Here is a 22973-nt window from a genome sequence, read left to right as displayed (position 1 = left end):
CCTGCCTTGCGTTTTATTAAAATCCATATTGGGTCAGAAATTCTTTTGTAATTTTGCTTTCTGTCTGTTTTTGTCTGGAATCTGGTTGTTCTGGACATTTGCACTCTGTCATTCCCCCACCCAGCAGCCGCTCCACGTATTTCCCGATGATATCATTCTCCAGGTTCACTTTATCTCCTTCTTTCCGCTCTCCCAAAGTTGTCACGGCATTGGTGTGCGGTATCGTGGAAACGGAAAAAGATTTCTCCGTCACCGATGCCACAGTCAGGCTGATCCCATCGATCGTAACGGATCCCTTCTCCACAATATAGCGAAGAATTGCCGGGCTGGCTTCCACAGTATACCAAATTGCATTATCATCCCGCGAAATCTTCCGGATCGTTCCGGTTCCATCCACATGGCCACTTACGATATGACCGCCAAACCGCCCTTCTGCTGCCATTGCCCGCTCCAGGTTCACGTGCATGCCCGGTTTTGCACCTTTTAAGGAAGAACGGTTTAATGTTTCATGCATTACGTCTGCCGTAAACCCGGAAGTGTCCAGATTCGTCACCGTCAGGCAAATCCCATTGACTGCAATGCTGTCGCCCACTTTGGTACCGGCAAGCACCTGTTTTGCCTGAATGGTCAGCGCCGCCGAATGTGCACCCCAGGTAATCCGTTTTAACGTTCCAATTTCTTCAACGATCCCCGTAAACATCCTGCACCTCGCTTTCCACTAGAAAATCCTCGCCCAGCTTTCGGATTTCTCTGACCTTCAGCCGGACCGCTTCCGAAGGATCTGCCACACCAGGCCCCTCCACCGGCGTTTTGGCTTTTGCACCGCCAAACAGCTTCGGTGCAAGATAAGCATGTACTTCTTTGACAATCCCGCTTTTTAACGCGGACCAGTTTAAGGTACCGCCTCCCTCCAGCAAAATACTGTCGATCTGTTTTTCGCCAAGCAGCTTCATCAGGTCCTTGAGATTCACATGCCCCTCTTCCTCTGAAACCGGCAAAATCTGGCAGCCCGCCTGTTCATAGGGAAGATATCGTTTTTTGTCCGTCTCGCAGACAGCCAGAATTGTAGGAATTTCCCTCGCGGTCTTTACGATTCTGGATTCCATCGGAGTTTTTAAGTGTGTATCACAGATGATCCGGACCGGATTTCTTCCTCCCGGCATGCGGCAGTTCAGCAATGGATCATCTGCCAGTACGGTATTGACACCCACCATGATGCCACGATAACGGCTGCGCTCCCGCTGCACCCAGGCCCTTGCCTCCTCACCGGTAACCCATTTGGATACCCCGGTGTATGCCGCAATTTTCCCATCCATGGTCATGGCATATTTCAAAACCACATAGGGAGTTTTTCTGCGGATGTAATGGAAAAATACCGGATTTAGAGCATCGCATTCCTCTTTCAGCACATGGGTTTCTACCAGAATGCCGCGTTCCCGCAAATACTGGATTCCCTTTCCGGCAACCAGTGGATTCGGATCATCCGATCCCACAAAAACCCGCTTGATCCCCGCCTGCACAATTGCCTCTACGCAGGGAGGCTGTTTTCCATAGTGGCAGCATGGCTCTAACGTGACATAGAGGTCTGCCCCCTCCGTCGGCTCCATACAGGCACGGAGCGCATTGCGCTCTGCATGAAGTTCCCCATACCGCGCATGGTATCCTTCCCCGATGATTCTCCCGTCTTTTACCACCACGGCACCTACCATCGGATTCGGACTGGTCCAGCCTTCGCCTTTTTTCGCCAGTTCCACTGCCCGGCGCATATAATCCTGTTTTGTCAAAGACTCCTTCCTCCATTTCCTGTTCGCATAAGTATCAAGCAGAAGGATGGTTAACGTCAGATGCACCACATATACTTCTGAGTTATGCAATACAGAAAAAAGCAGATCCAAAGAATCAATATTCTTCAGAATTTGCTTTTCTTTTTGTACTGTTTTTCCGTTATTTTTGAATTTTCCGTATCCTGTAGACCATTTTCCAAATCATGAAAAAGAACTTTCTTTGTTCCTGCTCACGAAATCACGAAAAATGCGATCTGCATGTTCCATTTGTTTCATAAAACACAATTCCTATGAAATAAAAGAAGCTCTGGAATTTTCATTCCAGAGCGGTTATCACAAATACGGTATTTTCAAAAATATAAGAAATACACGATCATTCTTCTTTCATCCAGACTATACTGTCGGCTTCGGAATTGCACCGAATCATGCCTTGCGGCTCGTGGGCTTTACCACCGGTGGAGAATTTCGCTCCGCCCTGAAGACTTTATGCTTTTTACGAGTGATATTATTGCACATTTCTATAGGGAAGTCAAGCTATTTTATTCATTTTGCACAAGAAAGTGCACATATTCTCACATAGCTTCACATATCTTATCGGATGTTTGGTGTAAAATTGGTGTAATTTTCGAAACTCAAATCAGTTTAATGTAAGTATCTAACTGTTGTTCCTCTAATTTTGCCACAAAATCTGCAAATGGATTGAGATTTTTATTTACTGCATACTCTTCTAACGCATTGTAATAGTCAAGACGTGTGTCCTTTGCAATCGATACAGGAAGATATCCAGCTGACATAAGCTGATAGTTCATAATCAAACGGGATGTTCTGCCATTTCCATCTATAAAAGGATGAATGCGCACAAATTCAGCGTGTGTCCATGCTGCATATTCAACAGGATTCATTGCTTCTTTTTTCCACTCTAAATCAGCGTAGAAATTTTTAATCTGATGATACATATCATTTCCGACTGGCGGTGTATGCCCTGCTCCACTGATACGGACTTCTTGATTTCTATAAATACCACCAACGATGATATTCTCTGTAAGAATTGCATGAATATCTTTTACAATGACCTCATCGAGTAATCGATGCTCTGCAATACAATGCTTTACATATCGGTATGCTTTTTTATGATTGACCACTTCATAAATTTCTCTTAGTTCCTTTCCTCCTACTGAAATTCCATCTTCAAGTACGACTTTCGTTTCCATTAACGTTAATGTATTTCCTTCGATGGCAGTTGAATTGTGTGTAAATGTAAGTTCGAAGTCTTTTTCATAAGATGCTAACGTAACATGGTCAATATTTTTCTTTTCTCGAGCAAAAAGTTTCTGTTTTTCAGCTAACCGTTCAAAATTCATTTTCTGTCTCCGTTTTCAAATTTATACTTTAGAACATAGAAATTTCCAGGTAAATTCATATATACAGTATAGCAATTTTTGCACTATGCTGCAATCCAGATTACCGAAACTATAACAAGTCCAAAAGCACATCATAAAGCTGGAAATTATTGTTTACAACCAGCAGCAGCTTTTCTTTTGCACCATTCAGCTGATGAAACAGCTTCCTCACAGTATGATTTTCGGAGCGCAAATATTTATTCTCATCATAGAAATACTGCTCATCCAACATCACTGCCAGGCAATCCGGTGTTTTTCCTGTTACCATATGTTCTGACAAAAGTTGATATCCCTGTTCTTTTGCATCCTGAATCAAATTTTCTGTTTCCTGGTTATCGTTGGCATAAAACACAGTAACATTTGGAAAGTGTCTGGTAACTTTGCGTTCTGGAAGATGCATCATATTTTGAATAAAAGTTGAAAGTTCCGCATTGGTCCGGATCCGGTTTGTCAGACGAAACATCCAAACCTCAGCAAGATTTTTCAACTCCTGTTTTATGCTTTGATCCGCTTCTTCCGGTGAAACCGGGCTCTCATCGTCACTGGAAAAAATAACCGGACGACTTCCAGCCAGGTTTACAATCCTATGTAATACATCCTGACTCAGTAAATGTGCTTCATCAACCAGAACGGCACTGTACTCATCTAATTTTGTTTCTTCTGTAATCTGGGAATCCGAAATCCAAATAATACGAAGCAGGCGTTCATGAAGTTTTTTCCATTCCTGCCCGGCAGTTCCACAGTGAATCATACAAACCTTTTGTCTTGCAGAAAGTTTCATGGCAATGTCATACAGGAGCAAAGTTTTTCCCGTTCCTGGAAGCCCAGAAAACCAATAATACCCTCTTCGTTCTGCCCGGATTTTTCTCAGGATTTGCCGTTCGATATCTTTCTGCTGCGCTGTCAGAAAGTATTCCTTTCTCAGAAAACGTTCCGGCTGTGTCAGCGGCGAGATCAGGTACCATTCTGCCTGGAACAATGTTTCCAGATTTCCCGTGTAATCTGGACTTTTCTCCTGCAATTCCTCACACAACTGTTTCCAGTCGGTGTCGGCAATGTGGTCATGATTCGTCAGACGCACCAACCGGTTCTGACTGCTGATGTAAGTGTAAGACTTGATTGGTTTTCCAAGTACAGACAAATAATAGCGGTTCTGTATCAGCTGCCTGCGTATGGCATCTTCGGAAACCGCACCGCTTTTCAGTTCAATGTTTACAATCTGGTTTTCTTTCACCTGGAGCAGGTCAAATTCCTTTCCAAGCCGTGGAATCTGAAAGGAGTAGAAAAAGCGTAGACGGTATACATGCTCCATATGAGCTTCCAGCTGATCCACCAGGGCTTTCATGCTATTCAGTTCCCATGTACGAAACTTCAGTGGCTTTTCTCGTTCAGATAAATGATACTCCAGTTTGGTAAGATTGGTCAGGTTCTGTTCTCTTGTCAGTGCATAAATTGGTATTGACTTCATTGACACACTCCAATTTTCTACATTTTACAGCATGATTTAGATCATATAATTTGCATTTTCTTTCACAAACGCGCGATATTCATCCCGGATCAATGCATAGGAAATCAGATTCCTGATCAGATTTATAATTTCTGGATCGTCCAGATTCCAGAGACGGTTATTCGTAAGCTTCCCAAGAAAGAACTGCTTTCCAGATACCAGTTCCGGTGCCCGGTCTTCCACAAAAATTCGAAGTTCACTCACTTTTCCTGATCCCACTTTTCCAACGGCAATGCGTCCATGATGATAAAAAAAACAGTTTTTACCGACTACGCGAACATTATCATCCAAAACAAGCTGCAGCGCATGATGCGCTGTTTTTTCGTTATCGATGACAACATTTAATACGGTTTTCGAAACATCCGGATGTGCCCATGTTATATAAATGCTTAAGCCCAATGATACAATTTCTGTATTTCCATCATATTCTACCAGGAAAGAACGATATGGACCAGAGAATTTCCCACCAGCTGCATTTCCATATTCCAACAGACGTACTCCAAGATCCTCTTTCAGCATAAACAAACCATAATCACCAGCCGGAAAACAGGATTCTGGATATAACAGACATTCCCATAAATTTGTTGCCATCTGTAAAACCGGCTCCGGCGTACTGTCTCCCATATCTGATCCAATATAGTCCCGCCACCCATCATCTTCCATGATTTCATTCCAGGAAAGCCGTCTGGGTATTTCCGCAGGTTTTCTATAGATAAAATCTCCCTGCAAAAGTTTCTGATAATCCGGCAAATCATTGATTTCCATATACTGATCGGATTCCATATCATAATGGTAACAAAACGTTTCTGTTCCATTGGTCATAACCATATAATAACATCCAAGCTTTTCTGAGTAATCTATCATCTGGTCAGATGCTTTCATGCCAAGAAGCACGCCCGTAGCCTTGCACTCAATCACCACAAGCGGATGAATCAGGTTATCTTTCTTTGAAATCGCATCCACAATGATATCTGCTCTGCGTTTCGTTTCTACACCGTAATGCAGCAGCGACTCTTCCACCCGGATCATATCGTGTGGGACCTCGCATTTTTGTAATAACCATGCAATCACCTGTTGGCGCACAGTTTCTTCTGGCGTGATGTAGATTAATTTCTGCCGTACCGGATCCAGATAACACTTCCGGTGATTCCGGCAAAAAATGGGTGGTAATTTTTCCTTTGTAAAGTCGATCAATTTTTATACCTCAAGTCCATTTCGTTTTCCTAACTCTCTCTGCTATATTCTTCCAGTCCTAATCCATTTGTTCTTTTCCTCTGGCTTTACTGCCACAATAACCAGGATGCGTAACCGGAAAAATTTGCGTACTGCCATATTGATATGGTGTGCCATCTCCAATCAGATCCGCAAGAGTTCTGCTTCGAAATTTTTTATCAATCAATGCCTGGCACAAATCTTCGCCTGGAAGCAAATCACACCAGGATAGTTTGACTTTATGCTTTTGAAGTGTTTTATCCAGATATCTCTTTTTGGCTCGTTGCACCAAATTGGTATATTTCTCTGTTTTTTCAATTTCATCGTTTCACCCAGTTTTTTTGCTTCATTTTTTCGATGCAGTCATCTGATAGCTATAATCAATCAAATTTTTAATCGTCTCATCATTTTCTGAACTAAAAAGTAAAATTGATATCCACTTTTCTTTATTCATGTGATACGCTGGATAAAACCCTTGCTGCTGACGAAGGTACCCAGAAAAACACTGGATCATATTTTACATTCATAATATCAACTTTTTGACCAACAGGAAGTCCCATTTTGCTACCATCAATTGTCATAACTAATCCATACCATTTACTATTATCTGGATGGCGCAAGACTGCGTTATAATCATGCCATGGGTAATCTGGTTCTGTATGATACTGTTTTTTACAGTAGTCAAATATTTCTTCTCTTGTCATTCCCTATCACCTTAACTATATTAGTCTATTTGCTTTTCTATTCTTGCATAAACCGCCATCAGTTCATCCATATTCTTCGAATTACAGCATTTATTAGCACGATCCGCGTAGATTTTTGCAGTCTCCCAATCATCAATATCACAAAACGCTGCCGCTAATGAAACATACACTGGAGAAGAAGCAATACCTTTTCCATACTTCTTGAAATATGCAAGTGCAGTGCCAATTGCTTTCTGCGGTCTATTCTGTTTCCGGTAGCAGGAAGTTAGCCGTGGCAACAAAAATTTCATCTGCTCTTTTGACGCATCCAATGTAAGAGTTTCATAGTACTTTAATGCCATACCAATGTTTTCCGATTGCTTTGCATTATCAGCAATTTTTAGCTTATTCGCAAACGACAATTCATCAAAATTATCATTGCATAATAATTTATTCAGTTCTGACAATATCCCACTTGGGACAGTGGTATAAGAACTGGTTAACCACTTTCCGTTATTATAATAATAAATTTCATCATTATATGTATACTTTTCCATAATTTCCATCCCATCCGCATAATCTTCATTGCTACACAATGAATGATACTTGTGCTATTTCTTTCATATCCTTATCATACCATACAAATATATATCTAACAATCTGAACCAACGGAAGAAAAGCTCTTGAAAAGCTCTGAGGACAATACATATAAAAAAACGTGAATAGGAACACTTTTTCTTTTCTCCTCCGCTATTCAGTGCTATAATGAAACGGCAAAGCAGTCACGTGACTTCGTCACGGAATCGACTGCACAAACGGAGGTTAACCCACATGAATTTACAACAATCAATCCTAGAAAACCTTGATATAAATTACTCTTATCAGCTGGCGAAGCGCATGGAACAGTTCCGCTCCAACCCGGTGCTTGGTTACCGGCCGGCCGGTTCCAAGGCAGAATTCGAGACCGGCGAGATGCTGAAACAGGAAATGGTAGCCATCGGCCTTTCCAACGTCACAAAAGATGCCGTAAAGGTAGACGGCTGGGAATTTAAAAAGGCGCTGCTTTCTTACACCGATGAAAACGGAACACGTCATGAGATTCAGCTCGGTGCTTACCAGACCACCTTTGTGACCGATGGCCCGAAGGACTTTTCCCTGATGTATCTTGGAAAAGGAACTGCTGCCGACTACGAAGGCAAAGACGTTACCGGGAAGCTGGTTCTGGTCGACATCAACCAGCGAGACGAATGGTGGATCAATTATCCGGTCTATCAGGCTCATTTAAAAGGTGCTGCTGCGCTGATCGCTGTACAGATCGGCGGCTACGGCGAGATTGACGATGAGGCGCTGAATGCGCAGGATATCGCCGGACCGGAAAATGCGCCTGCGTTTTCTATCTCCAGAAAAGATGCAGACCCGTTAAAGAGTCTGCTCCTTGCAAAAGAAGCTGCTTCTAACACACACATAGATGCGGATGCCCCTGCAGGCGATACCGCGCTTACTTCCGAGATTACCGTAACCCTGGATGCAGACAGCCGCGTAACCCGTGACTGCACCACTTACAATATCGTGGGATCGATTCCGGGAAAGCATGCAGACCGCATGATCCTGTTATCTGCCCACTATGACTCTTACTTCAGTGGTTTCCAGGACGATAACACCGCGGTTGCGCTGATGTTTGGAATCGCGAAAGCACTTTTAAAAAGCGGCATGAAGCCAAACAACACCATTGTGATCTGTGCGATGGCTGCGGAGGAATGGGGGGTTGTAGACTCCAACTTCGACTGGTCGACCGGCGCTTACGAGCAGGTGTTTACCGCGCATCCGGAGTGGGTTGGAAAGGTCATCGCTGATTTAAACTTCGAGCTTCCGGCGCTTGCACACGGCACCCGTGCCCGCATCCGCAGCTGCTACGAATATACCCGCTTTTTGGAGGAGTATCTTTCCGAGCTTCCAGACCTGACCCAGGCATACCCGGAGGAGACCCGCATTACTTCCCCGATTGAGACCTGGTCGGATGATTTTTCCATGGCGATTGCCGGAATCCCGTCCATGGTCAATGATTTTACCGGCGGCAGCTTTATGGAAACCCATTATCATTCCCAGTTCGACAATGACGCATTTTATGACGAGCAGGTCTACCGGCTTCACCACGAGCTGTTTGCCCTTCTTGTGGCTGCCCTGGACGAGACCTGCGTGATCCCGTTATGCTCTGCCCCAGTTATGAAACGTGCACTGGACGGATATGCTGCATCCAAAGAGGTGCTCCGCCCATTTGTTGCCATGGATCTCATCAGCCCTATGACACTGGCTTCTCTCGTGGAAAAGATTGCAAACCTGGAAGATATGTTACAGCACGCACAGGAGGTTGCAGAAAGCCGCTATGAATCCCGCATGCATACCAACAGCCGTTACCAGGCGCTTCTGGCAGAAGGAAAAGCAGAGGAAGCGGAGGCTTTATTTATGGAATCAAGGGAAGCCGAGCAGGAAGCACTGAGACGCTTCAAGTGTGCGCAGGATGAGCTGGTCCGCATTGACTGGTATGGAAATGTGCATTATCCGCACGAAATCCTGCTTCAGAATATCCGCCTCATCGGAGGAGCGATCGCAAACTTAAAAGAGCAGAAGCTCTCTTCTGCCCTTCGCAAACTCTACCAGGTCGACAACAATGCTTACGCATTCATGTTTGACCAGGAAGTCTATGACCATTTTACGGATTACGTATTAAACCAGCCGCAGGACCGCCTGAAATGGGGATACAAACGCCTGATGCCGCATGAGAACCTGTATGCTCTGGTGAAGACACTGCTGGCACAAAAAGAGACTGCCCAGGAGGAGCTTCAGCTTTCTGCACAGATCAGTCATCTGGAACGGATCTTCCAGGACCAGTGCCGTCTGCTGATCCAGACGACAGACCGGATCCAGTGCCTGGTGCATGACCAGTTTTTAATCTGACGATACCAGAAGCAAAACAGACGAAATCTGATATACTACAAATTACCAAACAAAAGAAAGGACAGACGGTCTCCCGTCTGAACACATTATGGAAAGCGATAAACTATACCGCGTACAGCGTGAAGACCTGCCGAAACTGGAAAAGCTTTTATATACCTGCTTCAAGCATGACCCGCTCTATGAGACCCTGATCCCGGACCCGGAAATCCGGGAACGCCTCATGCCGGAGCTTTTCCACTGCGATATGGACGAATTTTATGAAACCTGTGAGATTTTTTCTGACAGTGCCGATTTAAACGGAATCCTGGTGGTTTCCGACGAAGCGGAGCCTTACAACATCTTTCAGTTTTACTTTGCAGAAGCGCGCGCAACCCTTCAGACCGATACCTACCTGATCAAAGAGGATCCATCGTTAAAAACCTTCCATAACTTTTTAAAGGGTGGCGATTACTTAAACTCCAGCTGGACGGACCAGCTTCATCAGAAGCAGCGGCTTCACATCATCTATCTGGCTGTCGATCCAAATATGCAGCACCACGCATTGCCGCGCACCTCATGCAGGAAGCCATCGATTATGCCGATGAGCACCGCATGATGATCTCGCTGGAAACACACAACGAGCATAACGTGGAATTCTACAAAAATCTCGGTTTTAAGGTTTATGGGATCATGAAGCAGAATTTCCCATTAAAGCAGTATTGCATGATCCGTGAGATCCAATAAAAGAAAAAGGCATAGACAAACCCCCAGGGAGCATATCATATCACACTGCCCCTGGGGGTTTCGTTTTATCATTTCAAAGCCAGCAGTTCTGCACTCATCACACTGGCTGCCTGGTCATTCAGGTATCCACATGCTTCCATGCGGCTGATTACCTTCTGCTGGCGTTTTTCAGCCAGTGCCAGGTTTTTGCTTGGCGCATATCTGGACGGTGCATTTGGCACGCCTGCTAAAAGTGTCGCTTCGTAATCATTCATCTGGGAAGCTGGTTTCCCGAAATATCCTTCACTGGCTTCCCCGATGCTGTAATAGCCATCTCCAAAATAGATGCTGTTTACATAGAGTTCTAAAATCTCATCTTTTGTATACTTCTGTTCCAGTTCAAATCCCAGAAACACTTCTGCTGCTTTGCGGTTCATGGTTTTTTCCTGGGAAAAGTAAAGATTCTTTGCAAGCTGCTGGGTAATGGTACTTCCACCTTCCACGTAACGTCCTGCCTTTAAGTCGTTGACCAAAGCCCGTCCAATAGCGATCGGATCAAGTGCCCCATGCTCATAAAAGCGGTGATCTTCTACCGATATCACAGCCTGGACGTAAGTCTCCGGCAATTCCTCTATGGAAGTAAAATTCTCCTGGCTGCGGATTTTTGCGACCTTTTCCTCCAGACTTACTTCTTCTACTGCATTTTTGTATAAGCCATAGCCCTCTCCGGCTAAGCTAAATCCACATCCTGCAACGATCGTGCAGGCAAATGCAAACATCCATTTCGCAATTTTCATTCTGCTCATCATAAAAAAGCCCCCTCATCTGTGCTGTCTGAATTCTGTCTTGTTTTCTTATGACATCATTCTAGCACAATGAGGGGGTTTAAGACTTTACCGTTCCCTTAGCGATTCTGACACTATTCCTACAATTCTGACGGGAATTGGAAAATTCTGACAAAAATCTTACATCCCGTCAAGAGAATCTTATACTTGTAAACACCAAATGATCACAAACCTGTGGCCACGGATACAACCACCTTCATAACACCTGCCAATACCATGACCCAGATAGGATTCATCTTCCCCTTCTGCAAAAGGATAAGACAGACCACAAAGATTCCGGCCATAACCCAGTTGGTATTTGCAAGTGCGATCTTGGCATTGCTGCCCCAGAACGCATTGACCAGGATCGCGATTCCGGCAGAGCCGATCAGCGCTACCACGGCTGGTCTGAGCGATGCAAGAATTCCCTGCAGCATTGCCATGTTCCGGTATTTTAAATACAGCTTCGCGATCAGCGTCACAATGATGCAGGATGGAAGGATGCAGCCCAGCGTTGCCGCGAGCGCACCCGGCACTCCTGCGACCTTCATTCCTACAAACGTGGCCGAATTGACTGCGATCGGTCCCGGCGTCATCTGTGAGATCGTGATCAGATCAGTAAATTCTGCCATGGAAAGCCATTTGTGCCCAGTCACTACCTGTCCCTGGATCAGAGGCATGGCTGCATAACCGCCTCCAAAGCTGAACATGCCGATCTGAAGAAAGCTGATAAATAACTGAAGATAGATCATCCTGCATTCTCCTTTCGCGAAAGCAACGTCCGTGCCACACCAAGAAGTCCGCATGCGATCACGACAAAAATGACATTGACCTGGAAGATGCAGGATGCAGCAAAGGCACAAACCATGATCAGGATGGAAGCCTTCTGCTTTCCGTGGACAATCCCGGCGCCCATTTCATAAGTAACCGAAGCGATCACTGCACCTACCCCCGACTGCATGCCCTGCAGCATCTGGCTCACAATAAAATTATCGCGGAACGCATTGTAGCAGACCGAGATCAGGGAAATGATCAAAAATGGCGGAATGACCGTGCCAAGGATCGCTGTCGCAGTTCCCACAAGACCAGCTAACTTATAGCCCACCACAATGGCACCATTTACCGCAATGGCGCCCGGGGAAGACTGGGCGATCGCCACCAGGTCCAGCATCTCTTCTTCCTCGATCCAGTGGTATTCATCTACAAACTTTTTCTTTAGCAGCGTTACAATGACATAACCACCGCCAAAGGTAAAGGCACTTAAGTAAAACGTTGAAACAAACAACTTCCAGAGCATCTGTTTTTTCTTTTCCATAATGACGCCCTCCATCAACCGGCAAACTGGCTGTTATAGAGGTTTGCATAGAAGCCATTCTGTGCAAGCAGAGATTCGTGCGTGCCCTGCTCAATGATATGACCGTCCTTCATCACCAGGATCACATCGGCCTCACGGATCGTGGAAAGACGGTGCGCTACAATAAAGCTGGTACGTCCTTTCATCATGGTAGCAAAGGCCTTCTGGATCCGGATCTCGGTACGGGTATCGATGGAGGAGGTCGCCTCATCCAGAATCAGCATCGGCGGCAGGCACAGCATAACACGGGCAATGCACAGAAGCTGTTTCTGACCCTGGGATAAGTTTCCACCGTCTTCAGAAATAACCGTATCGTAGCCCTGTGGCATACGCTTGATAAAGCTGTGGGCATGTGCCTCTTTTGCTGCCTGGATGATCTCTTCCTCAGTCGCATCCGGTTTTCCGTAAGCAATGTTCTCCCGGATGGTTCCTGCCTTTAACCAGGTTTCCTGCAGCACCATACCATAATTGGTGCGCAGGCTCTTTCTGGTGACATGACGGATATCCTCGCCAGACACTTTGATAGAACCACTGACCACATCATAGAAGCGCATCAGCAGGTTAATCATGGTTGTCTTTCCGCAGCCGGTCGGTCCTACGATCGCGATGCGCTGTCCCGGCTTTACATCGAGGTTTAAGTCCTCGATCAGGGAAGTTTCCGGATTGTAGGAAAAATTAACATGCTCCAGCTTCACGCTTCCATCGACATTCCGGAGCGTCACTGCATCTGCATCCTCCGGGGTAAACGGCGGCTCATCAATCAGTTCAAACACACGGGCCGCGCAGGCAAGTGCGTTCTGCAGCTCTGTTACCACACCGGAAATCTCGTTGAACGGCTTGGTGTACTGGTTTGCGTAGCTTAAGAACGCAGAGAGCTGTCCGACAGACAAAAGACCGCGGATCGCTGCAAATGCGCCTGCCACACCAACACTGGCATAAACCATGCTGTTGACAAAACGGGTTGCCGGGTTTGTGATGGAGGAGAAGAAAATCGCCCGGAGGCTGTAACCCTGAAGGCGGCTATTGATCTCCTCAAACCGTTTCTGTGCCTCCTCCTGATATCCAAATGCCTGCACAACCTTTTCGTTTCCAACCATCTCGTCTACCAGGGAGGTCAGTTCTCCTCTGGTTTTTGACTGCAGCTGGAACATAGAGTAGGTTTTCTTCGCAATAAAGCTTGCCACACACAAAGAAAGCGGTGTCACGCAGACAACAACTACCGTGATAAACGGATTTACCAGAAGCATAAAGCCAAGCGTTCCGAGAATCGTCAGAACACCGGTAAAAAGCTGGGTAAAGCCCATCAGAAGCCCCTCTGAAAACTGGTCGATATCTGCGATGATCCGGCTGATGACATCGCCATACTGGTGCGAATCGATGTACTTGAGCGGCAGGACCTCCAGATGATTAAATGCTTTCGTACGGATATCTTTTACGACCCGGTAGGTGATCTGATTATTGATATGGTTCATCAGCCACTGGGCCAGAGCCGTAACGGCGATCACAACTGCGATTTTTCCAAGGATTGTAAACAATCCTGCGAAATCTACATTGCCGGGGCCCAGGATCAGGTCTACGCCCTCTCCCACCAGGATCGGAGCATACAGCGTGGTTGCTACCGTCACGGCTGCCAATACCAGAGACAGGACTACCAGCCACTTATAGCTGCCAATGTAATCCAGGATCCGTTTTAAGGTTGATTTGTGTTTTCCGATTTCAAGCTTTGCCACCTTACTGCACCTCCTCTTTGGAAAGCTGGGACAGACAGATCTCACGGTATACCTCACAGCTTTCAAACAGTTCTTCGTGCGTACCGATTCCCACTGCTGCTCCATCGTCCAGAACAACGATCTGGTCCGCATGGCGGATCGTAGTCGCACGCTGGGAGACGATAAATACTGTCATGTCCTTTGTGTCCTTCTGGATCGCCATACGAAGCTTTGCGTCGGTTGCAAAATCCAGGGCTGAAGCGCTGTCATCCATAATTAAAATTTCCGGATCACGCACCAAAGCGCGGGCAATGGTCAGACGCTGCTTCTGACCACCGGATAAGTTCTTTCCGGCCTGGTCAATATAAAGATCCAGTCCTTTTTCCTTGCTGTCTACAAACTCGCGGGCCTGGGCGATATCCAGTGCATGGTAGATTTCCTCGTCCGTAGCATCTTTCTTGCCCCATTTCATATTTTCACGCAGCGTCCCCTTAAACAGGATCGCTTTCTGAGGAACGACGCCGATCTTTTCACGTAAGGTCTCCAGCTGGTAATCCTTGACGTTCACGCCATCTACCAGGACTGCGCCTTCCCGTACGTCGTAAAAACGCGGAATCAGGTTAACCAGAGAAGATTTTCCGGAACCGGTACCACCGATGATACCGATCGTCTGGCCTTTTTTCACAGTCAAGCTGATATCAGTCAGGGAATCCGCCTTTGCGCCTTTGTAAGCAAAGTTCACATGGTCAAAGCAAACCTTTGCCGGTGCCTGCGCCAAATCTTCAGACAGCTCTGGCTTTTTCTCCATACCTTCTGCCGGACTTACAATGCTGCTCTTCTCATCCAGAACCGTGCTGATACGGTTTGCGCAGGCCAGGGCCTTGGAGATAGAAACGATCAGGTTTGCCATCTTGATCAGCTCAACCAGAATCTGGGACATGTAGTTTACAAGCGCTACAGTCTCACCCTGGGTGATGATGCCTGCATCTACCTGCTTACCGGAGATCCAGACTACTGCAATGATTGCAAGGTTAACGACCACATAAGTCAGCGGATTCATCAGCGCGGAAATCTTTCCGACAAAAACCTGGAATTTTACCAGCAGGCTGTTGGACTCGTCAAAGCTTTTGATCTCATCCTCCTGGCGGTTGAATGCACGGATGACTCTCGCACCTGTTAAGTTTTCACGGGTTGCCTGGGTTACATGATCCAGCTGCTTTTGTACTTTTTTATAAAGCGGCATACTGATTGCCATAATGCCGAATACAATAATAGAAAGAACCGGAATTGCCACAACAAAAACCATAGCTGCCTTCGCATTTACCGTAAAGGCCATGATCATGGCACCAAACACGATGAATGGGGAACGCAAAAGGAGACGAAGCGTTAAGTTTACGCCTGACTGGACCTGGTTGATGTCGCTGGTCATACGGGTGATCAGCGCAGAGGTTCCGATCGTATCCTGCTCACTGTAGGATAAGCTTCCAATGTGGGCAAACAGATCGTTTCTCAGGCCTGTTGCAAATCCGACAGCTGCCTTCGCTGCAAAAAACTGAGCGGTAATGGAACAGGTCAGGCCAATGACGGCTAAAAGAAGCAGCAGACCTCCCATTTTCAGGATATACCCCGTATCCTGGTTTTTAATTCCCACATCAACAATCTGTGCCACAACTAGCGGCACAAACAGTTCAAAACTGGCTTCTAACATTTTAAAGAGCGGGGCCAGCACCGACTCTTTTTTGTAGTTGTCTAGGTAACGCAACAACCTCTTCATGGGACCCCTCCTGTTATCTTAGGTTTTCGTTTTGCATCCCGCAAAACAGGATTCCGTTATTATACCACCTTTTTTTAGTCCAGACAAGAAGCGATTGCTGTTTACCCGCTGCGCAAACAGCAACAAAAAAATCCTGCCCACGCACAATAACAAGAAGCTCTCCTTGCCATATTTTTGTATGCATGATACTATGATGATACCAAAAGCAAAATCCCAAAAGTCTGTTATTCCAGACAAAACGAAAGGATAACTCCTGCTATGATTTCTTTGATTTTTCGCTGTAAGCATATATGGGACCGGTGCGTAAAGGATGAGATTACCGTGTACGCGTCACAGGCATCCTTTTTTATTGTAACCGCCTTTTTCCCTTTTATCATGCTGCTTTTAACCCTGATCCAGTGTCTGCCGAATGTCGGCAAATCCGATCTGCTTTCCGTCATGGTCCGGATCATGCCGCAGATGCTGCATTCCCTGATTGTGAGCATTGTCGATGATCTGTATATCAAATCTCCCGGTACAATCTTGTCTGTAACTGCCCTGACTGCCCTCTGGTCTGCTTCTAAGGGAATGCTTGGCATTGAGCGCGGGCTAAACCGGATCTACGGGGATTTCAAGCGCCGCAACTATGTGCTCCAGCGGCTGTTTTGTTCCATTTACACGCTCATTTTTATGCTGGTGTGCGTGATGTCCCTGGTCCTTCTGATTTTCGGAAAAAATATTGAACGGCTCCTGTTTCGTTATCTTCCGATCCTGGCGCCGGCAGCCCGCCTGGTGATCAGCCTGCGTATCCTGTTTGCTTTGGCTGTATTCCTTTTTACCTTCGTCGGGCTTTACACCATTGTTCCGGCGAAAAAGCAAAAACCGCGGCAGCAGCTCCCGGGAGCTGTTTTCACCGCGGTCGGATGGTTAATTTTTTCCTATGCTTTTTCCATTTATTTTACGCACTTCAGCAATTTTTCCTATATGTATGGTAGCCTGACAGCCGTTGTCCTTCTGATGCTGTGGCTTTATATCTGTATCTGTATCCTGTTCGTCGGAGCAGAATTAAACGGATTTCTGGAAAAATCACACTATCATATCTAACCTTTGGAAGTCTCCCCCGGTTCCAATGCCGGTGGATATGTCACGGACAATTCCGTGACATCTTATAAAATCTCCACATCGGGATCACCCCGGTGATGTCTGCGATCAGCCAGCCGATCGGAATGGACGCCCAGATTCCCTCCACTCCGATTGCCGGGATCGGTCAGATCCTGTTTCATAGTAAAAAAATCCCCCATCTCTATTTTTATACACTTTTCTCTGTCCATTTTCCTCTTTACAACCCATCAGCTACGTGATAAAATAACGGTGGTTTTATAAGGAGGGCTAATATTGGATATCAATTATGAACTTTATAAAGTGTTTTATCATGTAGCAAATACCTTAAGCTTCTCAGAAGCCTCCAAGCAGCTGTTTATTTCCCAGTCTGCAGTCAGCCAGTCCATTAAGGTGCTGGAAAAAAAGCTGAACCAGCCGCTTTTCATCCGCAGCACCAAACGGGTACAGCTGACACCAGAGGGCGAAATCCTCTTAAAGCATATCGAACCAGCCATGAACCTGATCCGCCAGGGCGAAAACCAGCTTCTGGAGGCCAACACCTTAAATGGCGGCCAGCTGCGTATCGGCGCCAGTGACACCATCTGCCGCTATTATCTGGTTCCATACTTAAAGGAATTTCACCGCCGCTATCCAAACGTGCATATTAAAGTTACCAACCAGACGTCCATCGCCTGCGCAAAGCTTCTGGAATCCGGACAGGTTGACTTCGCCATTACCAACTACCCGAACTCTGGTCTTTCCAACACACAAAACGTACGGATCATCCGGGAATTTAAAGATGTCTTCGTTGCAAATGACGAATATAAGGAATTAAAAGGGAAAACCGTCAGTCTGAAGGACTTAAAGCAATTCCCGATCCTCATGCTGGACCGCAAGAGCACAACCAGTGAATTCCTTCACAGCATGTTCCAGCGCCACCAGCTGGATCTGGTACCGGAGATCGAGCTTTCCAGCAACGATCTGCTGATCGATCTGGCACGTATCGGTCTCGGCGTTGCCTTTGTCCCGGATTACTGTATTCCGGAAAATGAACACAATCTTTTCCGCGTCCAGACCGAGGAAGATCTTCCTGCCCGCCAGCTTGTTGTTGCAAGCAATGAAAGCCTTCCGATTTCCCAGGCCGCAAAACAGTTTATGGAGATGCTGTAGCATCTCCTTTTTTGACCTTCTCCCAGAAATTCCGCAGCCATCCATCTACCGTTTCCCGGGTCACAAGACCATATTCTGTCCATTCCCGCGGAAACAGCTCCTGAATCTCTCTGCGCAAAAACCGGTCATCCAGAAGCAGGATCACGCCCCGGTCCTCTGCTGTCCGGATCACGCGGCCTGCGGCCTGCAGTACCTTGTTCATCCCAGGATACTGGTAGGCGTAATCGTATCCGTTCTTCCCATGGTCATCAAAATACTGCATCAGGATTTCCTGTTCACTGCACACCATAGGAAGGCCGGTCCCTACGATGATCGTTCCTTCCAGGCGTTCTGCCTTTAAGTCAATCCCTTCTGAAAAGATACCGCCCAGTACACAAAGCCCTACAAACGATTCTTGCTTTTTCCCCTCGAACTGTTCCAGAAACCCTTCCCGTTCTTCTTCCGTCATGTGGTTCGTCTGCATCTGCCACCGGAATGTTCCATCGTAGTGTTCGTCTAAGATCCGCTTTACCGCTTCCATATAATTATAGGAAGGAAAGAACACCATATAATTTCCGGTATGGCTGTGCGCCAGTTTCGTGATATAATCCGCCACCTTGCCAAATTCCGCACGGTTTCTTCTCGTATAGCGGCTGCTGACATCTTTCGCGATTAGGATCTGGCGTTTTCTGCTGTCAAAAGGAGAATTGGCATAGATTGCAAAATCCTCTGTATTTCCGCTGAGCAGCCTTTTGTAATACATCACAGGGATCATGGTTGCAGAAAAGAAAATGCCGGCAACTCCCTGCTTAAGACACGCATTCAGGCAGCGTGACGGATCGATGCAAAACAGATACAGGCAAAATTTTCCATCTGTCCCCAGCTCCGTATAGATCCGGTAATGGTCATCCAGACCGTCATACATATTCAGGAAATGGCGCAGGCCAAAATAAAACTGCAGAACAATCTCACGTTCCGAAAACTCTCGGTGTTCATCCAGAAACGGCTCAAATTCCCCCATTACAGTCAGAAGATTCGATACCAATAGATTCGCCTCTGGTAAAATCCGATACCCGGCCGACTCCCGTTTCCACTCCAGAAGATTACGGTTACAGCGTTCCAGTGCACGCTCCAGACGTGGAGCTTTCCCCTTTATGATCCGCTTCACCTGTAAAATATCTTCCTTTACCAGACAAGCACTATACATCCCCCTGGCGCGGTTTACCAGGTTATGGGCCTCATCGACCAGAAACAGATAATCTCCCTGGTTTCCATCTGCAAAATACCGCTTTAGCTTCGCATTCGGGTCAAATACATAGTTATAATCACAGATGATCCCGTCCGCCCAGCTGCTGATATCCAGACAGAATTCAAATGGGCAGACCCGGTAGTTTTTTGCGTATTCCAGAATGATATCCCGTGTGATCCCCTGTTGCTCATGAATGATATCATAAACCGCATCATTCACCCGGTCAAAATGTCCTTTTGCATAAGGACATGCATCCGGATTGCACTCTGCCTTTTCCAATGGACAGAGTTTTTCTTTCGCCGTAATCGTGACCGTTGTAAAACACATGCCCTGTCCCCGGAGCAGGGAAAAACAATTTTCTGCCACGCTGCGGGTGATCGTCTTGGCTGTCAGGTAAAACAGCTTTTCCCCGTTCCCACTTCCCATGGATTTTAATGCCGGATATACCACGGACAGCGTTTTTCCGATTCCAGTCGGTGCCTGAATGAACAGGTTGCGTTTTCTTGCCAGTGCACGGTACACCGACACTGCCAGCTCTTTCTGTCCAGGCCGGTATTCATACGGAAATTCCAGATCCCGCAGGGATTCGTTCCGGCGCACGGTATGACGGTATAAATATTCTGCCCATTTCACGTATTCATGGATCAATCCTTCAAACCACTCTGTAAGTTCTTCCCTGCTCTTGTCCTGCCGGAAGCGGCGGATCTCCTCTGTTTCCAGATTGCAGTAGGTGATCTGGACTGTGACCGAATTCAGGCTCTCATGGTCGCAGCAATACATGTGCGCATAGCAAAAAGCCTGGGCCAGATGGACCTGGGCCGCTTCCTCCAGCAAATGAAGATCCATGTAAACACATTTGATCTCGTCGATGGTCACACCAGAAGCCTCTTCGATCACGCCATCGGCGCGGCCCTCCACCAAAATCCGGTAGTCCTCCTGCTCCATGATATGTTTCATTGCAACCTCTGCGTGGTAGCTGGCACCCTGCCGCTTCTGGATCTTCCGGTGCATGCGGCTTCCGGCCTGCATGGCATCCTTTTCTGCTGAGGAAGTACGGCGGTTGTCGATATCACCACTGCGCATGACAAATTCTACAAGATTGCGCACGGATATGCGTATCGTTTTCCAGTCAGTGCTCATACCAGACCCTCCTATTGCTTTCTTGAAACCTTTCTATGCAACGAAAAAAGCGATAAAGCCCTAAGACTTTATCGCTCTTATTTAGCAGGGGATGAGGGCTCGAACCCCCATCGACGGTTTTGGAGACCGGTGCTCTACCATTGAACTAATCCCCTATGTTGTTTCCGTTGAGTTCTTTGTTTTTTCGTTTCCCTCAACGCTCATTTATAATAACACGGATCTATTCATCTGTCAACAAATTTTTAAAGTTTTTTGAAAAAAATATATTTTTGGTACGAAACCCTGATTTTATGCGAAAAACAGGACGCCAGAAACTTACATTCCTGGCGCTCTGCTCTCCGGCATATGATGATAAATCATAACGATTCAGCAGGCCTTGCGCATCCACTATGCTGGCCGTAAGAAGCCATGGACTGGCAGGCAAAAATTCATCAGATCAGCCGGATCGCCTCCCGTACGTTGCTGACTCCGTACAGAGCGATCTTGTCGGTCTTTTTCATTTTATCCAGAGATACCTGTGGAAGAATGCAGGCTTCAAAGCCCAGCTTGATGGCTTCGTGCACACGCTGCTCTGCCTGGGATACCGCACGCACCTCGCCCGCCAGTCCTACCTCACCGAATATGATGCATTTGGGATTCACTGGCTTGTCTTTCATGCTGGAAACCAAAGCCAGGATAATAGCCAGGTCCAGAGCCGGCTCGTTCATCCGCATTCCGCCTGCAATATTCACATATGCATCGTAACGTGACATTTCATAGCGGCAGCGTTTTTCCAGAACTGCCATCAGCAGGTTGACACGGTTAAAGTCCGTTCCTGCAGCTGTCCGCCTCGGCATTCCGAAGTTTGTCTGGGTCACAAGCGCCTGGACCTCTAAAAGGATCGGCCGGGTTCCTTCGATCGAACAGGCAACCACAGCACCTGATGCCTCCTCGGGTCTTCCGCTGAGCAGATACTCCGAAGGTTCTCAACCTCTTCCAGACCATTCTCCTGCATTTCAAAAACCCCGATCTCGTTGGTAGAACCAAAACGGTTTTTCACACCGCGCAAAATACGGTACGATGCATTGCGTTCTCCCTCAAAATACAATACCGTATCCACCATATGCTCCAGCACACGGGGACCGGCTACTACACCTTCTTTTGTCACATGGCCCACGATAAACACGGAAATCCCCATACCCTTTGCAATCTGCATCAGGACATTCGTGGATTCACGCACCTGGCTGACACTGCCCGGCGCCGATGCCACATCCTCCCGAAACATAGTCTGGATGGAGTCGATGATAACGGTTTCCGGCTTTGTCTCCCGGATTGCCTCCTCAATGGTATCCAGATTGGTTTCGCAAAGGAATAGCAGCTCCCCGCTTATGGTGCCGATGCGGCTTGCACGCATTTTGATCTGTTTTAAGGATTCCTCTCCGGAAATATAGAGTACCCTGTGACCGTCCCGCGCCAGATTCCGGCACATTTGAAGAAGCAGGTCGATTTTCCGATGCCGGGATCGCCTCCAACTAAAACCAGGGAGCCGGCTACAATGCCGTTCCCCAGTACACGGTCCAGTTCCGGATACCCGGTAGATATCCGGTCCTGTTCTTCTATGGACACTTCCTCCAGCTTCACCGGCTTTGCTATGCTGTGGTGGGCAGCACTCCCCGCACGGCCTGCCGGTGTCTTTTTTGCCACCGGCTCCTCCACAAGGGTATTCCACTCCTTGCAGGCAGGACACTGTCCCAGCCACTTGCTGGATTCGAAACCGCATTCTTTACAGAAAAACACGGTTGTCTTTGCTTTTGCCATACATGTAATTTCCTTTCGCCGCCAGGTCTTAGCGTTTTACAACCTTTACCTGACAGGTAACACCTTCATTTAATTCTACACTGACAACCAGCTTGCCGCTCATGTTGGTCTTCATGCCGCCAACTGCAACGCCATCTACATATACCTCGTATTCTGCATCATCCTCCAGCTGGATCGTGATCTGTGCGTCCTTGTCTCCAGATACGGTAAACTCTACGCCATCATGCTTTGCAGAGAAATGCTCTACTGCGGTTCCCGGTACAGACTCATAAACGAAAGAACCGTTGCGCTCTAATTTTGTGATCTCGTAAAAGGTTTTGATCTTATATAAATCTCCCGCATGCTCGAAATTGTCAAGCTTGCTCTTGCTGTCTAATTTGTAGTTGCCGAAGCTGATGGTCCCATCTGCCTCAGAGCGGATTAAAGATTCGATTACTGGCATGTGTTTGCCCTCCTGGTATTTTCATTTTGCATTTTTTGCTGCTGTAAGAAGGAATGTGGCTTGGAACATTCCCGCGCCGGCACGTGGCAGCTTTGGCAGCCATCTGCCCTTGCTCCTGATGTACACATTGCAGCTGCCTGGCCTGCTATGCAGGCCAGGCAATACACGGCACTTCTGGCTATGCCGCTTCTCATAGGATTATACAACAATGG

The 22973-nt window shown here is 46.9% G+C and carries 20 protein-coding genes, 1 tRNA gene, 1 pseudogene and 1 riboswitch; of the genes and pseudogenes, 5 read left to right on the top strand and 17 right to left on the bottom strand.

Annotated elements, in window-relative coordinates; genetic code table 11:
• Positions 1–16: 16 nt before the first annotated feature.
• The 8 genes from DXA97_RS09335 to DXA97_RS09305 all read right to left on the bottom strand — a co-directional run bounded on the left by DXA97_RS09335 (position 17) and on the right by DXA97_RS09305 (position 7143).
• Positions 17–700, bottom strand: coding sequence for a riboflavin synthase (locus DXA97_RS09335; protein WP_118719733.1), 684 nt, complete (start codon positions 698–700; stop codon positions 17–19).
• On the bottom strand, positions 681–1784 hold the full coding sequence (gene ribD / locus DXA97_RS09330; protein WP_118726649.1) for a bifunctional diaminohydroxyphosphoribosylaminopyrimidine deaminase/5-amino-6-(5-phosphoribosylamino)uracil reductase RibD: 1104 nt from the start codon (positions 1782–1784) through the stop codon (positions 681–683). The genes DXA97_RS09335 and ribD overlap by 20 nt, the downstream gene beginning before the upstream one ends.
• A 372-nt stretch (positions 1785–2156) precedes the next feature.
• Positions 2157–2271: riboswitch (FMN riboswitch) on the bottom strand.
• A gap of 145 nt (positions 2272–2416) precedes the next feature.
• The gene (locus DXA97_RS09325) at positions 2417–3145 is read right to left on the bottom strand and encodes a Fic family protein (RefSeq protein WP_118719731.1); all 729 of its coding nucleotides are present in this window, start codon (positions 3143–3145) and stop codon (positions 2417–2419) included.
• A gap of 109 nt (positions 3146–3254) precedes the next feature.
• On the bottom strand, positions 3255–4652 hold the full coding sequence (locus tag DXA97_RS09320) for a DNA/RNA helicase domain-containing protein (RefSeq protein WP_118719729.1): 1398 nt from the start codon (positions 4650–4652) through the stop codon (positions 3255–3257).
• Positions 4653–4688: 36 nt separating this feature from the next.
• Entirely contained in the window at positions 4689–5885 is a 1197-nt protein-coding gene (locus DXA97_RS09315) for a type I restriction enzyme HsdR N-terminal domain-containing protein (protein WP_118719727.1), read from the bottom strand.
• A 364-nt stretch (positions 5886–6249) separates the two neighbouring features.
• Positions 6250–6357, bottom strand: a complete 108-nt coding sequence (locus DXA97_RS20845) for a hypothetical protein (protein ID WP_243107604.1) — start codon at positions 6355–6357, stop codon at positions 6250–6252.
• Positions 6350–6607, bottom strand: a complete 258-nt coding sequence (locus DXA97_RS09310; protein ID WP_243107603.1) for a hypothetical protein — start codon at positions 6605–6607, stop codon at positions 6350–6352. Before DXA97_RS09310 ends, DXA97_RS20845 begins: the two co-directional genes overlap by 8 nt.
• A gap of 20 nt (positions 6608–6627) precedes the next feature.
• Complete coding sequence (locus DXA97_RS09305) at positions 6628–7143, bottom strand: hypothetical protein (RefSeq protein WP_147355554.1); 516 nt, start codon at positions 7141–7143, stop codon at positions 6628–6630.
• A 274-nt stretch (positions 7144–7417) separates the two neighbouring features.
• On the opposite strand from DXA97_RS09305, the gene DXA97_RS09300 reads away from it, so the two are divergent.
• From DXA97_RS09300 to DXA97_RS22140, 3 genes are all read left to right on the top strand, one after another.
• Positions 7418–9541, top strand: a complete 2124-nt coding sequence (locus DXA97_RS09300) for a M28 family peptidase (protein WP_118719723.1) — start codon at positions 7418–7420, stop codon at positions 9539–9541.
• Between the two features lie 88 nt (positions 9542–9629).
• Positions 9630–10136, top strand: a complete 507-nt coding sequence (locus DXA97_RS09295; RefSeq protein WP_347561544.1) for an N-acetyltransferase — start codon at positions 9630–9632, stop codon at positions 10134–10136.
• Positions 10133–10264 (top strand): hypothetical protein, encoded by a 132-nt coding sequence (locus tag DXA97_RS22140; protein WP_347561543.1) that lies wholly within the window; start codon positions 10133–10135, stop codon positions 10262–10264. Before DXA97_RS09295 ends, DXA97_RS22140 begins: the two co-directional genes overlap by 4 nt.
• A 68-nt stretch (positions 10265–10332) precedes the next feature.
• On the opposite strand, the gene DXA97_RS09290 is transcribed toward DXA97_RS22140, so the two are convergent.
• The 5 genes from DXA97_RS09290 to DXA97_RS09270 all read right to left on the bottom strand — a co-directional run bounded on the left by DXA97_RS09290 (position 10333) and on the right by DXA97_RS09270 (position 15904).
• Positions 10333–11052, bottom strand: a complete 720-nt coding sequence (locus tag DXA97_RS09290) for a biosynthetic peptidoglycan transglycosylase (RefSeq protein WP_347561542.1) — start codon at positions 11050–11052, stop codon at positions 10333–10335.
• Between the two features lie 200 nt (positions 11053–11252).
• Positions 11253–11819, bottom strand: coding sequence for a chromate transporter (locus DXA97_RS09285; RefSeq protein ID WP_118719721.1), 567 nt, complete (start codon positions 11817–11819; stop codon positions 11253–11255).
• A complete protein-coding gene (locus tag DXA97_RS09280) occupies positions 11816–12382 on the bottom strand; it encodes a chromate transporter (protein ID WP_118719719.1) in 567 nt (188 codons plus the stop codon). Before DXA97_RS09280 ends, DXA97_RS09285 begins: the two co-directional genes overlap by 4 nt.
• Before the next feature lie 14 nt (positions 12383–12396).
• On the bottom strand, positions 12397–14151 hold the full coding sequence (locus DXA97_RS09275; RefSeq protein ID WP_243032192.1) for an ABC transporter ATP-binding protein: 1755 nt from the start codon (positions 14149–14151) through the stop codon (positions 12397–12399).
• A gap of 1 nt (position 14152) precedes the next feature.
• Positions 14153–15904: an ABC transporter ATP-binding protein gene (locus DXA97_RS09270; RefSeq protein WP_118719715.1), complete on the bottom strand. Its 1752-nt coding sequence runs from the start codon at positions 15902–15904 to the stop codon at positions 14153–14155.
• 258 nt (positions 15905–16162) lie between these two features.
• Between DXA97_RS09270 and DXA97_RS09265 the strand changes: the two genes are divergently transcribed.
• The gene (locus DXA97_RS09265) at positions 16163–16987 is read left to right on the top strand and encodes a YihY/virulence factor BrkB family protein (protein WP_118719713.1); all 825 of its coding nucleotides are present in this window, start codon (positions 16163–16165) and stop codon (positions 16985–16987) included.
• A gap of 291 nt (positions 16988–17278) precedes the next feature.
• On the top strand, positions 17279–18154 hold the full coding sequence (locus tag DXA97_RS09260) for a LysR family transcriptional regulator (protein ID WP_118719712.1): 876 nt from the start codon (positions 17279–17281) through the stop codon (positions 18152–18154).
• On the opposite strand, the gene DXA97_RS09255 is transcribed toward DXA97_RS09260, so the two are convergent.
• The 4 genes and pseudogenes from DXA97_RS09255 to DXA97_RS09240 form a co-directional block, all read right to left on the bottom strand.
• Positions 18138–20522, bottom strand: coding sequence for an ATP-dependent DNA helicase (locus DXA97_RS09255; RefSeq protein ID WP_118719710.1), 2385 nt, complete (start codon positions 20520–20522; stop codon positions 18138–18140). The two genes, DXA97_RS09260 and DXA97_RS09255, sit on opposite strands and share 17 nt — an antisense overlap.
• A gap of 85 nt (positions 20523–20607) precedes the next feature.
• Positions 20608–20677, bottom strand: a tRNA-Trp gene (locus tag DXA97_RS09250).
• A gap of 276 nt (positions 20678–20953) precedes the next feature.
• Positions 20954–22319 (bottom strand): annotated as a pseudogene (radA, locus tag DXA97_RS09245) (DNA repair protein RadA).
• Between the two features lie 28 nt (positions 22320–22347).
• A complete protein-coding gene (locus DXA97_RS09240) occupies positions 22348–22761 on the bottom strand; it encodes an endosialidase (protein WP_118719708.1) in 414 nt (137 codons plus the stop codon).
• Between the last annotated feature and the right edge of the window lie 212 nt (positions 22762–22973).

It is taken from the genome of Clostridium sp. OF09-36 (assembly GCF_003481985.1).
Classification (GTDB): domain Bacteria; phylum Bacillota; class Clostridia; order Lachnospirales; family Lachnospiraceae; genus Brotaphodocola.
This window is presented reverse-complemented; position numbering and strand designations above follow the sequence as displayed.

Bases quoted from the DNA above. Each gene is read 5' to 3' on its own strand.
- DXA97_RS09295 (WP_347561544.1), top strand. From the start codon at position 9,630: ATGGAAAGCGATAAACTATACCGCGTACAGCGTGAAGACCTGCCGAAA.
- DXA97_RS09320 (WP_118719729.1), bottom strand. From the start codon at position 4,652: ATGAAGTCAATACCAATTTATGCACTGACAAGAGAACAGAACCTGACC.
- DXA97_RS09240 (WP_118719708.1), bottom strand. From the start codon at position 22,761: ATGCCAGTAATCGAATCTTTAATCCGCTCTGAGGCAGATGGGACCATC.
- DXA97_RS09285 (WP_118719721.1), bottom strand. From the start codon at position 11,819: ATGATCTATCTTCAGTTATTTATCAGCTTTCTTCAGATCGGCATGTTC.
- DXA97_RS09310 (WP_243107603.1), bottom strand. From the start codon at position 6,607: ATGACAAGAGAAGAAATATTTGACTACTGTAAAAAACAGTATCATACA.
- DXA97_RS09265 (WP_118719713.1), top strand. From the start codon at position 16,163: ATGATTTCTTTGATTTTTCGCTGTAAGCATATATGGGACCGGTGCGTA.
- DXA97_RS09270 (WP_118719715.1), bottom strand. From the start codon at position 15,904: ATGAAGAGGTTGTTGCGTTACCTAGACAACTACAAAAAAGAGTCGGTG.
- DXA97_RS20845 (WP_243107604.1), bottom strand. From the start codon at position 6,357: ATGAATAAAGAAAAGTGGATATCAATTTTACTTTTTAGTTCAGAAAAT.
- DXA97_RS09290 (WP_347561542.1), bottom strand. From the start codon at position 11,052: ATGATGAGCAGAATGAAAATTGCGAAATGGATGTTTGCATTTGCCTGC.
- DXA97_RS09325 (WP_118719731.1), bottom strand. From the start codon at position 3,145: ATGAATTTTGAACGGTTAGCTGAAAAACAGAAACTTTTTGCTCGAGAA.
- DXA97_RS09280 (WP_118719719.1), bottom strand. From the start codon at position 12,382: ATGGAAAAGAAAAAACAGATGCTCTGGAAGTTGTTTGTTTCAACGTTT.
- DXA97_RS09300 (WP_118719723.1), top strand. From the start codon at position 7,418: ATGAATTTACAACAATCAATCCTAGAAAACCTTGATATAAATTACTCT.
- DXA97_RS09255 (WP_118719710.1), bottom strand. From the start codon at position 20,522: ATGAGCACTGACTGGAAAACGATACGCATATCCGTGCGCAATCTTGTA.
- DXA97_RS09305 (WP_147355554.1), bottom strand. From the start codon at position 7,143: ATGGAAAAGTATACATATAATGATGAAATTTATTATTATAATAACGGA.
- DXA97_RS22140 (WP_347561543.1), top strand. From the start codon at position 10,133: ATGATGATCTCGCTGGAAACACACAACGAGCATAACGTGGAATTCTAC.
- DXA97_RS09335 (WP_118719733.1), bottom strand. From the start codon at position 700: ATGTTTACGGGGATCGTTGAAGAAATTGGAACGTTAAAACGGATTACC.